Annotated in this window: 11 protein-coding genes; 5 read left to right on the top strand and 6 right to left on the bottom strand. The window is 65.9% G+C overall.

All coding sequences use genetic code 11. The features are described from left to right. The first annotated feature begins 31 nt into the window (after window positions 1-31). Window positions 32-757, top strand: a complete 726-nt coding sequence (locus tag AABB87_RS02085) for a nucleotidyltransferase family protein (RefSeq protein ID WP_341969501.1) — start codon at window positions 32-34, stop codon at window positions 755-757. A gap of 87 nt (window positions 758-844) precedes the next feature. Further along, the gene (locus AABB87_RS02080) at window positions 845-2758 is read left to right on the top strand and encodes a sensor domain-containing diguanylate cyclase (protein WP_341969500.1); all 1914 of its coding nucleotides are present in this window, start codon (window positions 845-847) and stop codon (window positions 2756-2758) included. Between the two features lie 10 nt (window positions 2759-2768). Here AABB87_RS02080 and AABB87_RS02075 read toward each other — a convergent pair whose 3' ends face one another. Further along, entirely contained in the window at window positions 2769-6077 is a 3309-nt protein-coding gene (locus AABB87_RS02075) for a two-component regulator propeller domain-containing protein (protein WP_341969499.1), read from the bottom strand. A 77-nt stretch (window positions 6078-6154) separates the two neighbouring features. Next, entirely contained in the window at window positions 6155-7135 is a 981-nt protein-coding gene (locus AABB87_RS02070) for a potassium channel beta subunit family protein (protein WP_341969498.1), read from the bottom strand. Window positions 7136-7380: 245 nt separating this feature from the next. Between AABB87_RS02070 and AABB87_RS02065 the strand changes: the two genes are divergently transcribed. The 3 genes from AABB87_RS02065 to AABB87_RS02055 all read left to right on the top strand — a co-directional run bounded on the left by AABB87_RS02065 (window position 7381) and on the right by AABB87_RS02055 (window position 12224). Beyond that, complete coding sequence (locus AABB87_RS02065; protein ID WP_445944820.1) at window positions 7381-9141, top strand: alkaline phosphatase D family protein; 1761 nt, start codon at window positions 7381-7383, stop codon at window positions 9139-9141. Window positions 9142-9288: 147 nt separating this feature from the next. Beyond that, window positions 9289-10821, top strand: a complete 1533-nt coding sequence (locus AABB87_RS02060; RefSeq protein WP_341969496.1) for a hypothetical protein — start codon at window positions 9289-9291, stop codon at window positions 10819-10821. A 107-nt stretch (window positions 10822-10928) separates the two neighbouring features. Next, the gene (locus AABB87_RS02055) at window positions 10929-12224 is read left to right on the top strand and encodes an FAD-dependent monooxygenase (protein ID WP_341969495.1); all 1296 of its coding nucleotides are present in this window, start codon (window positions 10929-10931) and stop codon (window positions 12222-12224) included. A 2-nt stretch (window positions 12225-12226) separates the two neighbouring features. Here AABB87_RS02055 and AABB87_RS02050 read toward each other — a convergent pair whose 3' ends face one another. From AABB87_RS02050 to AABB87_RS02035, 4 genes are all read right to left on the bottom strand, one after another. Beyond that, complete coding sequence (locus AABB87_RS02050) at window positions 12227-12565, bottom strand: DUF2185 domain-containing protein (RefSeq protein WP_341969492.1); 339 nt, start codon at window positions 12563-12565, stop codon at window positions 12227-12229. A gap of 172 nt (window positions 12566-12737) precedes the next feature. Beyond that, a complete protein-coding gene (locus AABB87_RS02045; protein WP_341969491.1) occupies window positions 12738-13304 on the bottom strand; it encodes a hypothetical protein in 567 nt (188 codons plus the stop codon). A gap of 35 nt (window positions 13305-13339) precedes the next feature. After that, on the bottom strand, window positions 13340-14185 hold the full coding sequence (locus AABB87_RS02040) for a carbon-nitrogen hydrolase family protein (protein WP_341969490.1): 846 nt from the start codon (window positions 14183-14185) through the stop codon (window positions 13340-13342). A gap of 24 nt (window positions 14186-14209) precedes the next feature. Further along, window positions 14210-18430 carry a YhdP family protein gene (locus AABB87_RS02035; RefSeq protein ID WP_341969488.1) on the bottom strand — a complete coding sequence of 1407 codons (4221 nt, stop codon included), beginning with the start codon at window positions 18428-18430 and terminating at the stop codon, window positions 14210-14212. Between the last annotated feature and the right edge of the window lie 109 nt (window positions 18431-18539).

The following is an 18539-nucleotide window of genomic DNA, read 5'->3' as shown; positions in this document are numbered from 1 at the left end:
CTGGATTGAGGCTGGCCCTACACTCCCGGCCATGCGAGCCATCATCCTCGCGGCCGGGCGCGGTGAGCGCATGCGGCCGCTCACCGACCACTGCCCCAAACCCCTGCTGCCCGTGATGGGCCGACCCCTGATCGAATGGCATATCGAAGCCTTGGCCCGCGCTGGCGTGCGCGACATCATCATTAATACCGCCTGGCTCAGCCCCCAGTTCCCCCAGCTGCTGGGTGACGGGGCGCGCTTCGCCGCCCAGTTCCCCGGCCTGCGCCTGCATTACAGCGACGAATCGGCCGAGCCCGGCGGCGCGCTGGAAACGGCCGGCGGCATCCGCCGGGCACTGGACTTGTTATGTGCCGACGGGGACGAGGCCTTCTGGGTCGTCTCGGGTGACGTCTACCTGCCCGATTTCCAGTTCGATGCCGGCTTTGCCCAAACTTTCGCCCAAGGCCCGCTGGACGCCCACCTCTGGCTGGCGCCCAACAGCCCGCATCACCCGAAAGGTGATTTCGGCATCAGCCCCCAAGGCCTGGCCAGCAACGACGTGCTGCCGCGCTACACCTGGGCGAGCGTGGGCCTGTTCAAGCGCCGCCTGTTCGCGAGCCTGCCGCTGGGCCAAAAAGCCGCCCTGCGCCCCAGTCTGGAGGACGCCATTGCGCGCCAGGCCCTGGGCGCCGAGTTGTACCGGGGCACCTGGGTCGATGTCGGCACGCCGCAACGCTGGGAAGCGCTGCGGCCACAGTCTGAAAGGCATTCGGATTAGCCCCCATTGGGTGCAGGGACAAGTCGGCCAGAATAGGCCGGTCGGGGTTCAAGAAAAGCAAGGGGCCCCGCACAAGCTTGGGCGCCCATGGCAGACGTATTCCTACAGTGCAAGGAAGATTTGCGCGCTCTGCCGCGATGGCTAGGTGCGGCAGCAGCATCGGCGCTGGCGGCACTGGCCCTGCGACTCACTCCGCAACTTGCCCCGCAACTCACCCCGCCATGGCCGGCGTTGCTGCAAACGCTCAGCCTGTGCGCCCTGCTGGCCTGCTTGTTCGGCGCTTGGCGGGCCTGGCAACGCAGCCTGGCGGCCCAGATGGCGCGCGAGCAAGACTGGCAGCAAATCATCAACGAAGCCATTGAGGCCATGCCGGCGGGCTTTGAGCTGTGGGACCGCCGCGACCGGCTGCTGCTGTGCAATCAAGCCTTGCGCCGGCTCTACCCCAGTGTGGCCGCCGAGTTGCAGCCTGGCGTGTCGCTGCAAACCGTGCTGCAAAAAGCGCTGCAAAGTGGCGCGATTCAAGACGCCGTCGGCAATGAAACGCGCTGGCTGGAGCAGCGCCTGGCCGAGCGCGGCAGCCGCAGCGAACCGCTTTTGCAGCAGTACGCAGAACGCTGGTTCCATGTCTACGAGCAGCGCACGCCTTCGGGTTATGTGGTGGGCCTGCGCCTGGATGTGACCGAGCTGATTCAAGCCCAGCAAGCCCTGGCCACCACCCAGGCACAGGCCCATCATGACCGCCAACTGATGGAACGCGCCATCGATGCCATGCCCGCCGGCATTGAAATCTACGATGAGCAAGACCGCCTGGTGCTGGTCAACCAGCGCATGGTCAACTGGCTGCCGCATCGCAATAATGCGCAGGCCTTGGGCAAGGACTACGAAGCGCTGGCCCAGTCCAGCTGGTTTGACGACCTGCTGCCAGAAGAGCCCGAGGCGCGCAAGCAAGCCCGCCAGCTCAATCGCAAAACCTTGCGCGGCCAGCAAGATCTGACCCTGCTGAACCAGACGCCCGGCGGCCTGTGGCTCAAGACCACCGAGACCCGCACGCCCGAGGGCTTTGTGTTGACGGTGCGGCAAGACGTCAGCGACCTGATCCACAAGGAGCAGGCGCTTAAAGCCAGCCAAGCCCAGCTCAAAGCCATCATCGGCACGGCCGGCGTCTCCATCCTGACGCTCAATGACGACGGTGTGATCCTGAGCTGCAACCCGGCGGTGGAGCGCTTGTTTGGCTACGCGCGAGCGGAGATGGTGGGCCACGCCATATCCCTGCTGATTCCGGATCAAAGCGGCGAGGTGTTTGGCACGGCTTGTGAGGTGGCGGCGCGGCACAAAAGCGGTCAGATGCTGACGGTGCAACTGGCGCTGGCCGCCGTACCGGATCAGGACGACGACTTATTCGTTGCCGTCTTGTCCGACATCACGCAGCGCAAACAGTTCGAGCAAGAACTGCAGGTTGCCAATGCCCGGCTGCTGCGCCTGTCCACCACCGATTCACTGACCGATCTGGCCAACCGACGCCTGCTGATGGACAGGCTGGACGATGAATGGCGGCGCGGCCTGCGCAGCGGCCAGCCGCTGAGCCTGGCGCTGATTGATGTGGACCATTTCAAGCTCTACAACGACCACTACGGCCACCAGGCCGGCGATCAATGCCTGGCGCGTGTGGCCGAGGTGCTGCGCAAGAGCGCCAGCCGGCCGGCCGATCTGGTGGCCCGCTATGGCGGCGAGGAATTCGTCATCCTGCTGGCCCAGACCGATGCCGACGGCGCCCTGGCCGTGGCCACGCGCTGCCGGGAGCTGCTGCGCGCGGCCAATATCAGCCATGCCAATTCCCCCCAAGGCGGGCTGCTGACCTTCAGCATCGGGCTGGTCACCCAAGTGCCCAAACCGGGCAGCCATATCGGGCAATGGCTGGCACAGGCCGATCAGGCCCTGTATCAAGCCAAGGCCGAGGGCCGCGACCGGGCCGTGGCTGCACAGCCCGTCGTGAGCAGTTGAAGCCTGCTACTCAGGCTCGCCCGGAAATTTCGGGCGCTTGGCCTGGCACGATCGAGCCCGCCACCCGCAAGTCGCCACTGTCCACCCAATGCGCCCAGGCTTGGCGCGCGGAGGCCTTCACCGCAATGGCATCCCCTCCACCGCAACTGATCGCGCCCAGCCAGCCATTGCGGCCGCCGCGCTTGACCTGGTAGAGCGCGGCATCGGCCAGATCGATCACCTGGGTCCAGTCCAGCGCCGTCGGCGCAGCCGGCGCGAGCGGGAAGCAGGCAAAGCCCAGCGAGCAGGTCTTGCTGAGCAAGCGCCCATCGTCCAGGCGGAAGGGCTGCGCCGCCACCGCCGCGCAAGCGCGCGCAGCCAGCTCGGCCGCATGGGCGCGTGAGCTTTCACGCGCCACGATCAGGAACTCCTCACCGCCCCAGCGCACCAGATAGTCGCTCTCGCGGAACACCAGGCGCAGCCGGTCGCGCATCTGCTGCAAGACCACGTCGCCGGCCGCGTGGCCGAAGCGGTCGTTGATGTCCTTGAAATGGTCAATGTCGAGCAGGAAGAACACCAGATCGGCGTCATCCGGTGCCGACACGCCCTGGCGTACCGAGTCCTCGTGCCGCCGCAAGCTCATGGCGACGTCGGCCTCGATATGCTGAGTCACAAAGCGCCGGTTGCGCAGGCCGGTGAGGGGGTCCGAGAGGCTTTGCTCCTCCAGCGCCAGCGTTTTCTCATGCAAGGCTTTGGACAGTTGCTCCAGCTCCGCGGTCCGCTCGCGCACGCGCTCCTCCAAAGCATGCTGGCGCCGCACCAACACAGCGGTACGCCAGCGCACCAGAGCCAGCAGCACAGACACGGCCGTAAGGCCAAACAGCAACAGGGCCCACCAAGACTGCCACCACGCTGGCAAGACCTGCACAGGAATGCTCAGCTCATGCGTGCTCCACAAGCCACTGCGGTTGCTCGCCTTGACGCGCAGACGGTAGTGGCCTGGAGCGAGATTGCTGTAACTGGCCACGCGCACCGCCGCGCCCGTCTCGATCCAGCCGCTATCAAAGCCTTCCAGCCAATAGGCATAGCGGCAGCGAGTCGGGTCGCTGTAGTCCAGGGCCGCAAACTCAAGGCTGAAACCCCGTTGGCTGGGCGCGAGCGTCAAGCCTTGCTGCAAGCGCCCCACATTGACGCGTTCGCCATCGATGCGCAATTCGGTCGCCACCACAGGCGGGTGATAAGTCCAGGTCTGGAACTGATCCGCATCCACCAGCATCAAGCCCTTGCCGGAGCCAAACAAAAAACGCCCGTTGCGCAACTGGGTGTAAGAGCGAAACCAGGTCGTGCCGGCATCGGCCCCATCGGCCGGCGTCAACTCATGCAGGTGATCTCGGCTCGGGTCATAAACATAGACCTGACTCCAGATGCGGCCAAACCCGTCCTCCAGCAAATTGGCACCAAAGGCACGCCCGGCGATGCCGTGGCGCTCGCTGATGCGATCGAAGGCAGCCATTTTTCCGTCCCAGGCCGCCAGCTTGTGCAGCCCGACGGCGGTGTCCACCCACAGCTGCTGACGGCGGTCCAGCAGGAGCCCGGTGATGGTGGCATGAGCCAAACCTCGGCCGGCGGGACTGCGAACTTTCTCCAGCGCTTGCGCCCCGGCGCTCAAGCGGTACAAACCCGTCTCGCCGCCCACCCACAAAGTGCCGTCCGGCGCCTCGACGATGGCATTGATATCGCCGCGCAGTGGCTCGCCGGCGGCCTGGCTCATGCGCTGCAACTCGGCTTGGCCAGGATCGAGCTTCTGCAAACCATCTTGGGTGCCCACCCACAGCACGCCGTCACGACCCAAGACGATGCGGCGCACGCGGCCTTGACCCACCGTCAGTGACTGCAATAACTGCCCGCCTTCATTGACGCGCAAAAGGCGTGACTCCGAGCCAATCCAGATCGAGCCGTCGCGGATCTGCGCCATCGCCGCCACGCGCATCGGCGGCATGGTGCCCGAGCTTCGATGGGCCGCCGGCCGGGTATCCAGCTGCAACTGACGTTTCAGGTTGAGCTGCGCATCCAAAATACCGATGCCATTGGCCGTGGTGCCGACCCAGATATCGCCATTGCTCAACTCCAGCAAAGCACGTGCGCTGGGGTCTTCAAACACGGCGTCATCCCTGTCATCGAGCCTGCGCACGCCGATGCTCTTGTTGTCCGCGTTATAGCGCTGCAAACCGCTGCCAAAGCCACCCACCCAGACCGAGCCCGCCCGGTCGCGCAAAAGGCTGCGTACCTCATTGCCGCTCAAGGTGGCCGGGTTGCGCGGGTTGTGGCGCAGCAGCTGCTCCACACGGCCATCAGCGGCTGCGCGTAGCTCGACACCGCTGGCCCGGCCCACCCAAACCTGCTGGGCGTTGGCGTTCATCAAGGCATAGATCGCGCCGCGGCTGCCGCGCCGTTCAACCAACCGAGCTTCGCGGCTGCCCGCGCTCAGAAGCAGCAAATCCCCTTGCTGGGTGGCCACCCAAATCTGCCCATCCTCGGCCTCCATCAGCCGCAAGACCAGGGGCGGCGAATCCAAACGGCTGAGGCCTGGCAAGGGCACGTTCTCGAAGTGCTCGCTGCCGGCGCGCTTGCGCGCCAGGCCGGTGAAGCTGCCGACCCACAAATCCCCCTGACGGTCCACCAGAGCCGCCTGCACCCGATCATCCGGCAGACTGCCCGCGCGATCACTGTGCCGATAGCTGCGCAGCGACTGATCGGCAGGATCAATGCGCGCAAGGCCATACAAGCCGCTGCCAACCCAGATGCCGCCATCGCGGTCTTCGGCCAGGGTCAGGATGGTGCCGCCCGGCACCCCGCCGGGCTGGCCTGGCGTGTCACTGGTCAGCACCTTGATGGCCTCGCTGACCGGGTCATGAACAATCACGCCGCCGCTGTCGGTGCCGACCCACAGCCGCCCGTCCTTCGCCACCAGCAAGCTGCGCACAAAGCCCAGGCTGCGTTTGTCCGCCCCGCCCTCGCCCGGCAGCAGCAGCGGCCGGAAGCTGTAACCATCAAAGCGCATCAGCCCGGCCGCCGAACCCACCCAGACAAAGCCCGCCTGGTCTTGCGCCAAAGCGGACACCACGCTATTGGGCATGCGACCCAAGGACTCCAGGCGCGGCGCCATCTCGGACGGCGACAGCCCTTGCGCCACGCTCGGCAAAGCGAGGCAGCAAAAGGCCAGCAGCACGCCGCAACGCCAAACCCACTGCTGCAGGGCCAGCAAACGATGCCGGGCCGCGCCAGGGAGGTTCAGAACAGGGGTCGATCGAAGCAAGGAAAAGCGTGCAGTCAAAGCCATTGGGCGGATATTAGGGCAAGGCGGGCAGAGGCTCTGACGCCTTGCCGCACCTTGCCATGAGGCTCAACGCGCCAAGCTCACTGCGCCAGTGGCTTGCTGATCTCGTCGATGCGCGCCATCACCTCGGGCGTGAGCTTTGGCGTCAGCGCCAGGGCGCCGAGGTTGTCCGTCAGCTGGCTGGCCTTGCTGGCGCCCAGGATCACGGTGGAGACATGCGGGTTCTTGTTGACCCAGGCAATCGCCAACTGGGCCACATTGCCGCCCAGCTCGGCCGCGATGGCTTCGAGCTGCGCCACGGCGGCGTTCTTGACCGGGTCGGTCAGGCCTTCACGCATCCAGCTCATGTTTTCCAGCGCGCCGCGGCTGCCCTCGGGCACACCGGCCTTGTATTTGCCGGTCAGCAAGCCGGAGGCCAGCGGGCTCCAGGTGGTCAGGCCCAGGCCCAGGTCTTCGTACAGGCGGGCGTACTCGGTCTCGACCCGCTTGCGGTGGAAGAGGTTGTATTGCGGCTGCTCCATCACCGGCTTGTGCAGGTGGTGGCGCTCGGCAATTTCCCAGGCAGCGCGGATGTCGGAAGCCGACCATTCGCTGGTACCCCAGTAGAGCGCCTTGCCCTGGGTGATCATGTCGTGCATGGCGCGCACGGTTTCCTCGATCGGCGTGTGCGGGTCGGGGCGATGGCAGTAGACCAGGTCCACAAAGTCCAGCTGCAAGCGTTTGAGCGAGCCATCAATCGCCTGCATCAGGTACTTGCGATTGAGCGTGTCCTTGCGATTGACCGTATTGCCTTCGCGGGACAGGCCCCAGTAGAACTTGGTCGAAACGATGTAGTTCAGGCGCGGCCAATTCAGCGCCTTGAAGGCCTCGCCCATCACCACCTCGCTCTGGCCGGAGGCATAGACCTCGGCGTTGTCGAAGAAGTTCACGCCGGCATCGAAGGCTTGCGCCAGCATCTCGGTGGCCGCCTTGGTGCCAACTTGGTTGTGATAAGTGATCCAAGAGCCCAGCGACAGCTCAGAGACTTGCAGGCCGCTACGGCCCAGACGACGGTATTGCATGGAAGAAGCTCCTTCGCTTGGCAGCCGCGCGCCGCGAGCAAAAGTGCCGCCCGTGCGTCTGCCAGAGATTGATTTGACAAGCGACAAGCGTAACCGAGCCTGAGGCGCGGCACTGTCACCTGCGCAAATCCTGCTGCTCAACTTTGCCCGGGCCTTTTCCCGTGCTTTTACCCGTGCCTTTGCCATCGGCTTGTCACAGTCGCTCCGCAGAATGACGCACCCTTGCAAAGCCCTCGCGCTCCCCGATGAAAAAGAATTCCCTGTCTTCGTTGGCCACTGGCCAAAACTTGTTGAAGCCCAATCGCAGCGGCGCTGCTGCCCTGGGCCGCCGCAACTTCGTACGCGGCACCGTGTTGATGTCGGCCGGCGTCGGCCTGAGCGGCTGCGGCGGCGGCGGCGATGTCATGACCCCGGTCACCTTCACCCACGGCGTGGCCAGCGGCGACCCGCTGAGCGACCGCATCATCTTGTGGACCCGCGTGCAGCCGCAAGACAGCACGGACAAATCCGATGTCGCCCTGCGCTGGGAAATCGCCAGCGACGCCGACTTCAAAACCGTGGTCAATAGCGGCGACGCCAGCGCCAGCGCGGCCAGCGACTACACCGTCAAGGTCGACGCCACCGGCCTCAAGCCCGGCCAGCGCTACTGGTACCGCTTCACGTCCAACGGCCAGACCTCGGCCGTTGGCCGCAGCAAGACCCTGCCCGGCGCCGATGTCAGCCAGGTCAAGCTGGCCGTGTTCAGCTGCGCCAATTACCCGGCCGGCTACTTCAACGTCTACGCCGAAGCCGCCAAGAACGCCGAGCTCGACGCCGCCGTCTTCCTGGGCGACTACATCTACGAATACGGCCGTGGCGGCTATGCCAGCACGCAGGCTGCGGCCATGGGTCGCGAGGTACTGCCGGCCGGCGAGATCATCGCCCTGGCCGACTACCGCCAGCGCTACGCCCAATACCGCAGCGACGCCGATCTGCAAGCCCTGCACGCCGCCATGCCCATGATCGCCGTCTGGGACGACCATGAGCTTTGCAACGACTCCTGGGCCAATGGTGCCGAGAACCACCAAGCCGCCACCGAAGGCGACTACCAGGTCCGCAAGGCGATTGCCCAGCGCGTTTATCACGAGTGGATGCCGATCCGCCCGCAAGCTTCGCAAGCCCTGATCTACCGCAGCTTCAGCTTCGGCAAGCTGCTGGACCTGCATATGCTGGACACCCGCCTGGTCGGCCGGGACGAGCCCCTCGACTACGTCAACTACACCACGGCCGGCGGCTTCAACGCCACCAAATTTGGCGCCGATATGGCCGACGCCAAGCGCCAGCTGCTGGGCAGCACGCAAACCGCCTGGCTGCAAGGCCAGCTGGCCAGCTCCACCGCCACCTGGCAGGTCTTGGGCCAGCAAGTGGTGATGGGCCGCATGAACATCCCCGCGCCGATTCTGTTCGGCGCCAGCAACCCGGCCACCGGCGTAACGGTGTCGCGCTACATCGAGATCGTCACCAAGGCCAAGACAGCGCCCGCCACCCTGACCGCCGCCGAGCAGGCCGTGCTGGCCCAGCCCAGCATTCCCTACAACCTGGACGCCTGGGACGGCTATGCCGTGGCCCGCGAGACCGTGCTGGCCACCGCCCGCCAACTGGGTAAAAACCTGGTCGTGCTGGCCGGCGACACCCACAACGCCTGGGCCAATGATCTGCAAGACCTGGCCGGCAATCAGGTTGGCGTGGAGTTCGCCACCTCCAGCGTCACCTCGCCCGGCTTTGAGGAATACCTGCCCAAGGAAAACCCCAAAGTGCTGGCCGCCGCACTCACCGAGTTGATCGGCCCGCTGCAGTACTGCGACACCTCACGCCGCGGCTTCATGGTCTTGACGGCCAGCGCCAGCGAGTGCCGCGCCGACTGGGTCTACGTCAGCACCATCAGCAGCCGCAGCTACACCGCCAGCGTCGACAAGTCGTTGAAGGTCTTGCCGGGCGCGGGCCAGCGCAAGCTGACCGCCGTCTAATCACCGTCCGACCGCCGCTGGCCCGGCCGCCCCGCTGCGGCCGGCTTGTTGCAAGGGTGCCGCACCCGGGGGAACCCGGATGCGCACCTGCACTGCCCTACCTAAACTCGCCCACTTTTTCTCAAGAAGAAAGCTGAGGGAGGGAAGATGGAGAAAGCGATAGCGGTGCGGCCTTGGCCCGCAATCTGTGCCTCTGGCCTGCTGGCCTTGGCCTGCGCCGGCTGCGGCGGCGGAGGCAGCGGCGGCAGCCCTGCTGCCCCCACTCCAGCACCTGCACCTGCACCTGCACCTGCACCAGCTCCTGCCCCGGCGCCCGCCCCTGCCTCTGTGCAAAGCGGCAAGGTCATCGACGGCTACGTCAACGGCGCCACCGTCTGGCTCGACATCAACGGCAACCACATCAAGGATGCCGACGAGCCCTCCACCCTCTCCAAGGCCACCGGCACCTACCAGCTGGCCTTGAGCGAAGCCCAGCGCGCCTGCCTGCCCTACGCCACGCTCTACGTCGATGTGCCCGTGGGCGCGGTGGACGAAGACACAGGGCCGGTCAAAGAGGCCTACCAGATGGCCATTGCCCCGCAGTTCCAGCCCATCAGCGTGGACCAGGTGCTGAATATCTCACCCCTGACCACCGCCATCTGGGACCAGGTCCGCACCCGCCTCACCGCCAGCGACCCCAAGATCAGCAGCTGCGATCAGCTGCGCCAGAACCAAAGCCTGCGCGAGGGCATGATCAACGAAATCAAGACCGTGATGGGCGACTTGGTGCGCCGACATAACCTGTCGGAAGCACGCATCCATGACGACTTCATCAAGTCCAAGGACACACAGAGCTACACCGTGGCTCAGGACATCGTCAAAGGCCTGAAAGCCGGCTATGCCTACAAGCAAAAGCTGCACGCCCAGTACCCCGACGCCAGCTACATCCGCGCCGAGGTCTACCGGGGACGCGGCAGCAACAGCTATAGCGATGTGGCCGGGCTTTGGTACCGCAATAGCTCGGTCTGGCGCCCGTCAGGCTATCAGAACGAGTCGGTGGTCTTGAGCGAAGACCTGAGCAAAACCCTGCGGGTGCTGAACCTGCGCAGTCAGACAGAGCAAGCCTGGGGCTCGGCCAAGCTGAAGACCACGCGCACGGGCTACAACTTCGAAACGAATGTGAGCAGCTTCCGCTGCGTGACCGACGAGGCGATCGAGCAGGTCAAGGATGGCATCACCTACGTGTTGGTGGTCGACTACAACGACCCGAAACGCGAGGATGACCCGACGGCCTGCTTGCAGGAGAGCCGTGCCCTGCCGAGCGAAATCGGACAGCGCCAGTACTACGCCAACTATCGCGTTGGCCAAGTGAGCTACACCAACAATCTGCGCTTCGACCCGCAGCAGCCCGAGCACATCGCGCTCAAGGATTGGTTCAACCTGAAAGCCAAGAGTAGTCAGCTGGACTTCGCCAGCGTGATCTCGCGCATCGCGGGCAGCGGCATCCGCTTTGACGAAGAAGTGAAACTCACGCCCTTCAGCAGCTGGTACAAACGCTCCGAGGACGACACGGGACTGCGCGTCACCATCGAGAAATCGGACATCGGCAGCTGGACCCGCAGCAGCGCCCGCGCCGACGGCACCCACCTCAAGGAATGCAGCAGCGACAGCGGCAAGACCTGGGGCAGCTGCGGCAGCTGAGCCCGGGCACTGCGCTCACAGCCCCGCCCAAGCGCGGGGCATTTTTTTGCGCGTGACGCTGCTCGCTATAGTTCTCGCACTCAGCACTCGCACGCCCTAGCAGCACCATGCCCAAGCCCAACCCCGTCTCGGTCAACTCATCGCCCACGTCAACACCGCTGAGCCTCGCCATCGTTGGCGCCGGCCCCGCCGGCTTGGCCCTGGCCTTGCTGGCCGCGCAACTGCTGCCGCAAGCGCGCATCAGCCTGTTCGATGCCCGGCCGCTGGATCGCGACGTTTCGGGCGACCCACGCACCCTGGCGCTGGCCCTGGGCAGCGTGCAGCTGCTGCAAAGGCTGGGGGTCTGGGATGCCGCTCACGCACAGGCGATTGCCCAAGTGCGGGTCAGCCAAGCGCCACCGACCTTGCAACACCCCGTCTTCGGCAGCTCGCAAGAGCCTGAAGTGCTGATCAGCGCGGCCGAGCAAGGCGTGGCCCAGCTGGGCGCCGTGCTCAGCTACGGCCAGCTGGTGGCGCCCATGCAAGCCGCCTGGCAGGCCCGCGTGGAGCGCGAGCCTCAGCGCTTGTTCAGCCATTTCGGCGCGCCGGTGCAAGGCATCAAGCCCCTGGCTGATGCCGGTGTAGAAGTGGATGCCGGCATTGCCGAACGCTTCGACCTGGCCGTGGTCGCCGAGGGCGGCGTGTTTTCTGACCAGGCCCGCAAGGCCATCACCCACGACTATCAACAAAACGCCTGGGTCGGCACCGTGACCCTGGCCGACGACAGCCCCGCCGGCGTCGCCTACGAGCGCTTCACCCGCAATGGCCCACTGGCCTTGCTGCCGCTGAAGCCGCTCACCACTAACGGACAAAGCCAGCGGCGCGCGGCCTTGGTGTGGTGCATGCCCAAGTCCGAAGATGAGGTGGCGGGCCTGAGCGACGCGCAGCGCCTGCTGGTGATCCAACACCTCTTGCCCGCCTCGGTGGGCCAGTTGCAAGCCATCAGCCCCCTGAAGTGTTTTGCGCTCGGCTTGAATGCCGAACGCACCTTGGTGGACGGCTGCACTGTGCGCATCGGCAATGCCGCGCAGACCCTGCACCCGGTGGCCGGCCAAGGCCTCAACCTGGGCCTGCGCGATGCCTATGCCTTGGTGGAGGCGCTGCGCAGCGCCACCAACAGCTCGTCCGGCGACAGCCAAACCAGCAACTGGGCCAGCCTGGTGCAAACGGCACTCAGACAAGTGGAATGGAACCGCGCGCCCGACCGCTGGACCACCATCGCCGCCACCGACTTCCTGGCCAAAACCTTTGCCTGGCGCTGGCCCGGCCTGCCCCTGGCTCGCGGCCTGGCCCTGGCTGCGCTGCAAGCGCTGCCACCGCTGAAACGCACCGTGGCGCGGAGCATGATGTTCGGGCGGCGCTAGGCCTAGTCCTCTTCCGCGATCACAAACTTCTTGCTGCCTGCGGGCTTTTCAAAGGCGCTGCCGACCGGAGCGTCGAGGAAATCCACGATGCTGGGGTCGTAGTTGGCGATGGTGTTGACGTCGTAGACACCCAGGTTTTTGGCGTCATCGACATAGTCGTCCGTTTCCTCGCCGGAGAAAAAAGCCCAGCCGCTGTCGTTCGCATCGCGCGGGGCCTCGCGGTACATGAAGCGCACCGGCAGGCCTTGCACCGTGATCATGTCGGTGGCAACGCAGGCGCCGCGGCCGGGGGCCAGCGGCTTGATGTTCTCGGCGGGAATCTTGAATGACTTGTTGGACATACGTTTTTTTGACCTACTGATGATTTGGCGTGAATGCCTGATGGGTGTTCGTGATGTGGCTGGCGCAGAAGGCTAGTTGACTGGATGGCGGGCTGAACTGAAGCTGATCAGGGGCTAGCGCCCCCGCCGCCAAACAATCTGGCCGCAACGATAGCGCTGTGAGCCCAGGCGCTCAATTCCAGCCGATCTCCATCAACTCCCGCACCATGGCTTCCACATTGCGGCGCACCGCGCCTTCGCTGGCGAGGCGGGTGCGGTCGTTGATGTCGAGCATGCTTTCGGTGAAGTTCACCATATGCACCGTGCGCAGGCGGTGCTGGTAGACCACTTTGTCGTCGACCTGGCGGTCGATCAGGCTGTATTCGATGGTGACTGAGACCTTCATCGTCAGCGCCACCATGGGCTGATCCAGTTCGATCAGCTTGGCCGTCAAGGTGTAGCGGCCGCCGCCGGGCACATTGGTGAGCAGGCCCAGAGCGCGCAGCGACTCGTCGATGCTTTGCTCCAGCATGCTGTTGCTGATGCGCGAGCCCCAGAAGCGCCCGGTGGGCTCACCACCGGTGACCGGGGCCAGCACCATCTGCCCTTTCAGGCCAGGCGGAATCCAGGAGCGCATTTGCAGCACATCGGCCGGAGTGATGCGCATGCCCGGTGCATCGGCCGGGGTGCCGCAGCCGGCGAGCATCAATAGAGGGAGCAGCGCCAACAGAAAAGCACCAAGCCAGGTTTTGAACTGCATTACCGCTTCACTCCTCAATGAGCAGAACTCAAGGCCTACAGGCGCCGGTGTGTCAGGGCCGGCAGTTGCTGGCGCACGCTGCGCAGGCGCTCCAGATCCAGCGTGGCCATGGCCAGGCCTTCGCCCTCGGGCAGGCAGGCTAGCACCTCGCCCCAGGGGTCGATCACCATGCTGTGACCCCAGGTTCTGCGGCCATTTTGATGCGTGCCACCCTGGGCCGGTGCGATGACAAAGGCCTGGTTTTCGACCGCTCGCGCGCGCAGCAGCAGCTCCCAATGCGCCTGGCCGGTGATGTAGGTGAAGGCGGCGGGCACAGCGAACAAGTCGCAAGGCGGCTGCGCGGGGTCGGCAAAACTCATGGCCCGATACAGCTCAGGGAAGCGCAGGTCGTAGCAAACGCTCAGGCCCACTTTGAGGGCTTGGCCGCCAATGTCGGCCACAAAAGTCGTGGGCTGCTCGCCGGCTTCCAGCACGCGGCCTTCGTCATAGCTCTCGCTGCCGTTGTCGAAGCGGAACAGGTGAATCTTGTCGTAGCGGGCGGCCAGCTTGCCGTCAGGCGCGTAGACGCAGCTGGCATTGCGCACCCGCGCAGGCGTGGCGGCATGCACGGGCAAGGTGCCGCCGATCAGCCACAGGCCGAGCTCGGCCGCGGTCTGGCTGAGCATGGCTTGGATCGGTGCGGCGGCATCCTGAAAGGTTTCGGCAATGCCGAGCTTGTCGCTGTCCTGCAAACCCATCAGGCAGAAGTATTCCGGCAGCGCGGCCAGCTGCGCGCCTTGCGCGGCGGCGGCCTGCAGCCAGTGACGGGCGCGCGCCAAGTTGTGGGCCACATCGGGGGTGGACACCATCTGAATGGCCGCCACCTTGATCGTCTTGCTCATCAGCTACTCCTTCGAATTCATGGCTCACTTGCCGGCTGGTGCCGAGGCCGGCGCACTGGCCGCAGCGGCTGGTTGGACGGGAACGGCTATGCGCTCCATTTTGTCCACCTTGGGGGCATCCCAGCTGCCGGTGATGTGGAACTCCCGCGTGCCCGCCGCTTCCATCGGCCGGCTCAGAATCAATTGGGCCAGAAAGGCCCCCAGGCCAATGGCCGGATTGATGGCCGCGTAAGCCAGCGAGGCGCCGCCCATGCTCACCTCGGGCACCACCAGCACGCGTAGATTTTGCGTCTCAGCCGCCAGATCGGCGCGGCCTTCCACCGCCACGGTGGCTTGCAAACCACGCATGCGCAGATTGCTGCTGCTGGCCACGCCCTTGTCGATGCTGACGTCGCCGCTCACGCCGTCAAAGGTGAAACCCTCGGAAAACACATCGCGGAAGTCCAGCAAAAAGCGGCGCGGCAGCGATTGCAGGCTCAACACACCCAGCAGGCGGCCCACGCCCGGCTCGGCATTGAGGAACTGGCCGGAAGCCAGGGTCAGCTTGAGCTGGCCGTTCATGCTGGCGAAATCAGGGGACAAGGGCGAACCCAGCCAGCCCAGCTGGCCGGCCATTTGCCCCTTGCCGCCGCGCAAGACCTGACCCTCACCCATGCGCTCGAGCACCCCGCCGGCATCGGCAATATCGAGCTGCCAGTCGAGCTGGGTGCGGCGCTGCGCAGCACTGGGTTCGGCCAACCAGTGGCCGGTGGCGTTGAGCACCGCATCAGGCGACTTGAGCTGCAGTTTGGTGAGGCGCCAATCACGCTGCGGGCCACTGGCCTGAGCCAGCACTTCCAGGCGGCCCAGGCGCTTGCCGCGCAGCTCAAAGTCCTCCACCACGATGTCCAGCGCCGGTGGGGCGCTGCTGCCGGCCTTGCTCTCTGCCGGCGCTTTCTCCAGCAGCTGGGTGACCGAATCGGCCGCCTGCTTAGGCAAGGACAAACGGCTGAGCCGTGCGAACACCTGACTGCTGGCCTGGGCGCCGCGCAACTCGATCACGCCGCTGAGCTGCTCGGCGTCCAGCGCAAAGCGCCAGCCCTCGCCGTCCAGCTTGGCAATGCCGGCCGCCACCTTGTTCAGCGTGCGCCCGGCCACTTGCAGGTTCTGCACCCGCAAGCTGGCTTGCTTGGGCAGGTAGCCGCTGTCGGCCGTGGCCGCGCCCTCAGTCGCTCCGCCCGAAGTGCCTGAAGCGCCGACAGCACCGGTGGCATTGCCGCCCAGCAAGCGCTGCTGCAGCGCGCTCCAGGCATCGAGATTGAGGCTGTCCAGCGTGCCCGTCATCAACACGCCGCTGGCGGGCAAGGCGGGCAGCTTGTCTTGCAGGCTGAGCGCGCCGCGCAACACGCGGGCGGGCTGCGCGCTGATGTCGCGCTGGTACAGGGCTTGCACGGTATTGCCCAGCTCCAGGCGCAATTCATCCCGCTGACCTTGAGCGTTAGTGATGGTTTCAAAGCGCAGCGGCAAGCTGGCCTCGGCCTCTTTGCGCAGCGGCGCGGGCAGGTTCAAGGCCAGGCCTTGCAAGGAGCTGCTGAGCTTGACGTCGGCATGGCCATGCTGAATCGCCACCGCCAGGCGGTAGCCCATCTGGCCGCTGGCGGCCTGCGCCAGGCGCGCCAGGCTGCCCAACTCAGGCGCACGGCGCAAGCCCTCGGCGCTGGCCTGACCCTGGGCGCTGAAAGCCAGGGCGCCGGCATTGGCCGCGCCAGGCACGCTGCCGCCTTCGAGGTTGATTTCCCCCCCCAGCGCCTGGGCCCGCGCGCCAATCAGCTTGACGCTGTGCTGGTCGAACTCGATGCGGCCACGGGCATTGCTGAGCAGCGGGATATCCGGGCGGATGCGCAGCTCATTGCCCAAGAGCTGCACCGTGCCCTTGACCTGGTTATGGCCCAGGTCGAGCAGGGGCAGCTTGAGCGCCAGCTTCAGGCTGCTGGGCCCGCTGGCCTGGGAGGGGCTCAGGGCCGCGCCGGTCCAGTCCTCCAGCGAGGTCTGGCGCATATAGCGCAGCAGCTCACTGGCCGGGCCACGGCCGTTGCCGTCCAGCTCGAGCACGCGGGCATGGGCCAGGTCCTTGATGGCGCCGTTCACGCTATTGAGTTCGTAACCCAGGATCTGGCCGCGGCCGCCGCGGATCTGCATGCCGCCGCGGTCAAACAGCAACTCGGCCTGCGCATGCAGAATCGGCGGCCAGGCATGCGCCGGGGCCGGCGCGCCCTCGGGCAGCGGGTCGGCGGGGGCATAGTCCAGCTCGACATCGCGGGCCTGCGCGCTGACGCGGAACAGACCGTTGCGGCCCTTGTCAAAGGGGAACTCGTCCAGCGCGCCGCGCACGCGGAACTGCACATTGCGGGCTTCGCCGCCACGCAAAGCGCGCTGTAAATAGCTGTGGGTGTGCTCGCCCGCCGACAGCGGCAGATAGGCGCGCACCCGGGTGGCATCGATGCGCTCGATGAAGCCGCTCAGATCCAGATGGCCCGGGAAGCGCGGCTCGGCATTGCTCTTGCCGCTGCGCCAAGTGGCATTGAACTCGCCCTTGGCGTCGGGGGTCTGCAGCTTCAGGCCGCCCAGCTTGACTTCAATTTGCTCGAACTGCCCCGGCGCGCTGCTGTCGATGCGCCAGTCCAGCGCGGTGCTCAGGCGCTTGAGCGAAACGACTCGCTCGGGCAGCACGCCGGGCAAGTCCAGCTCGCCCTCGTCAAAACTCAGCTTGGCTTTGCCGCCGCGCTCGTTGGCGTCGACTTGCAGGCTGGCCCCGCGCAAGCCCGGCCGGCCCACGGGGTGGCCGCCCTCGCCCTGAACCGGCCCCGCACTCAGGCTCAGGCCATCGATCTGGCCTTTGACGCGGTAGCTGCGCGGCGCTTCCAGCGGCCCTTGCCAGCGCGCGTTGAGCTGGCTCAGCACGCCTTGCGGTGCCACCTCGGCCAGCCATTGCCGCGCCGCCTCGCCCACCGGCAAGCTGCCGGCAAGCTGGGCCATCAGGGCCAAATCCAGGCGCTCAGCGCTCAACTCGCCACCCAGGGGCGCGCTCAGCTCGGTGCTGAAGGGGCTGCTGTCCGCGAGATCGGCGGGTTCGGCGTGACCCACTTGGGCGGCCCGGCCCAGATTCGGGGCGGGCAGCTGCAAGGCGATGCGCCAGTCAGAGCGAGGCCAGCTGACCCCATCACCGCTGATAAAGCCCAACTGCTTGGCGCTCAGCGACAGCTCGTTCTTCTGCCGCTGCAATTGCAAGCGACCCTGCACCTGCGCCAACTCCAGCATCGGCGCCTGGGCGCCCAGGCGCAGCTTGACACTGTTCAGGCCGAGGTCGGCAGTGACGGCTTGCGGCAGGCCAGCCTTGATGTCCACCCAGGCGCGCAAGGCGCCGTCGCCCTCGCTCAGCTCAAAAGGCAGGTTCACATGCTGGCGCAGCTGGCGCATATCGGCCTGCGGCAGGTCGATATAGAGCTGGCCGCTCCAGGCTTTGAAATCACCCGGCCGCTTCAGCAAGGGCCGGTTGAACTTGCCCTGCAGGCTGAAACGCTGACCCCAATCGGCCGGCGGTGTGGCGTCCAGGCGCATCTGGTGTTGGTGCAAGCCGTTGCGCAGCACCAGGTTCAGGGCGGAAAGCTCCAGCGGCGGCGCGGCGCGGCGCTCGTCAATCCAGCGCACCCGGCCGTTCAGAATCACAAACTCGTGTTGCACCAGCAACCAATCGGCCCAGGCGCCGGCTAGGTCGGCCGTCTCGGGGCTTTGCACCGCATCGCTGAGGCTCAGGCCGGCCACAAAGATATGGCCTTGCGCGTCGCGGCGCACCACCATTTGCGGCGCGTCGATCAGCAGTTGTTCGAAGCGCAATTCCAACGCCAGCAGCGAGCGCGCCGACAGCGCCGCTGCCACCTTGGGCAGGCGCAGCGCCTCGCGCCCCTGCGGGTCCAGCAAGACCACCTGGCGCATTTCCACGGCCGGGATCCAGCCACCCGAAGTGACGCTGATCTGGCCGATGCGCAATTGCACCCCCAGCTGCGCCGAGGCCTTTCGCTCCAGCGCGCCACGCCAGTCATCGATGTGCGGCAGAATCGCCCAATGCAAGACCAGCCACGCCGCCAGCAACAAGCTCCACAAAAACAGGGTCAGGATCAGGGCCCAACGCGCCAGCCGCAGGCCTAAGCGCATGGGTTTTTTGATCCAGTGGCCCCGTTTGGCGCTCAGCGTTGCAAGAAAAGACATTGAAGAGGAGCGCTCACCGTGGAGAGTTGTCGTGATGATGAATCCGCTGAGCTGGGGCTGGCGCCTGCACGGCAAGGCCATACCCTGGGGAATCTAGCACAGCCCACCC

The organism is Roseateles sp. PN1 (assembly GCF_038419725.1).
GTDB lineage: Bacteria > Pseudomonadota > Gammaproteobacteria > Burkholderiales > Burkholderiaceae_C > Paucibacter_A.
The sequence above is the reverse complement of the archived record's forward strand: the minus strand, read 5'-3'. Positions and strand labels throughout refer to the sequence as shown.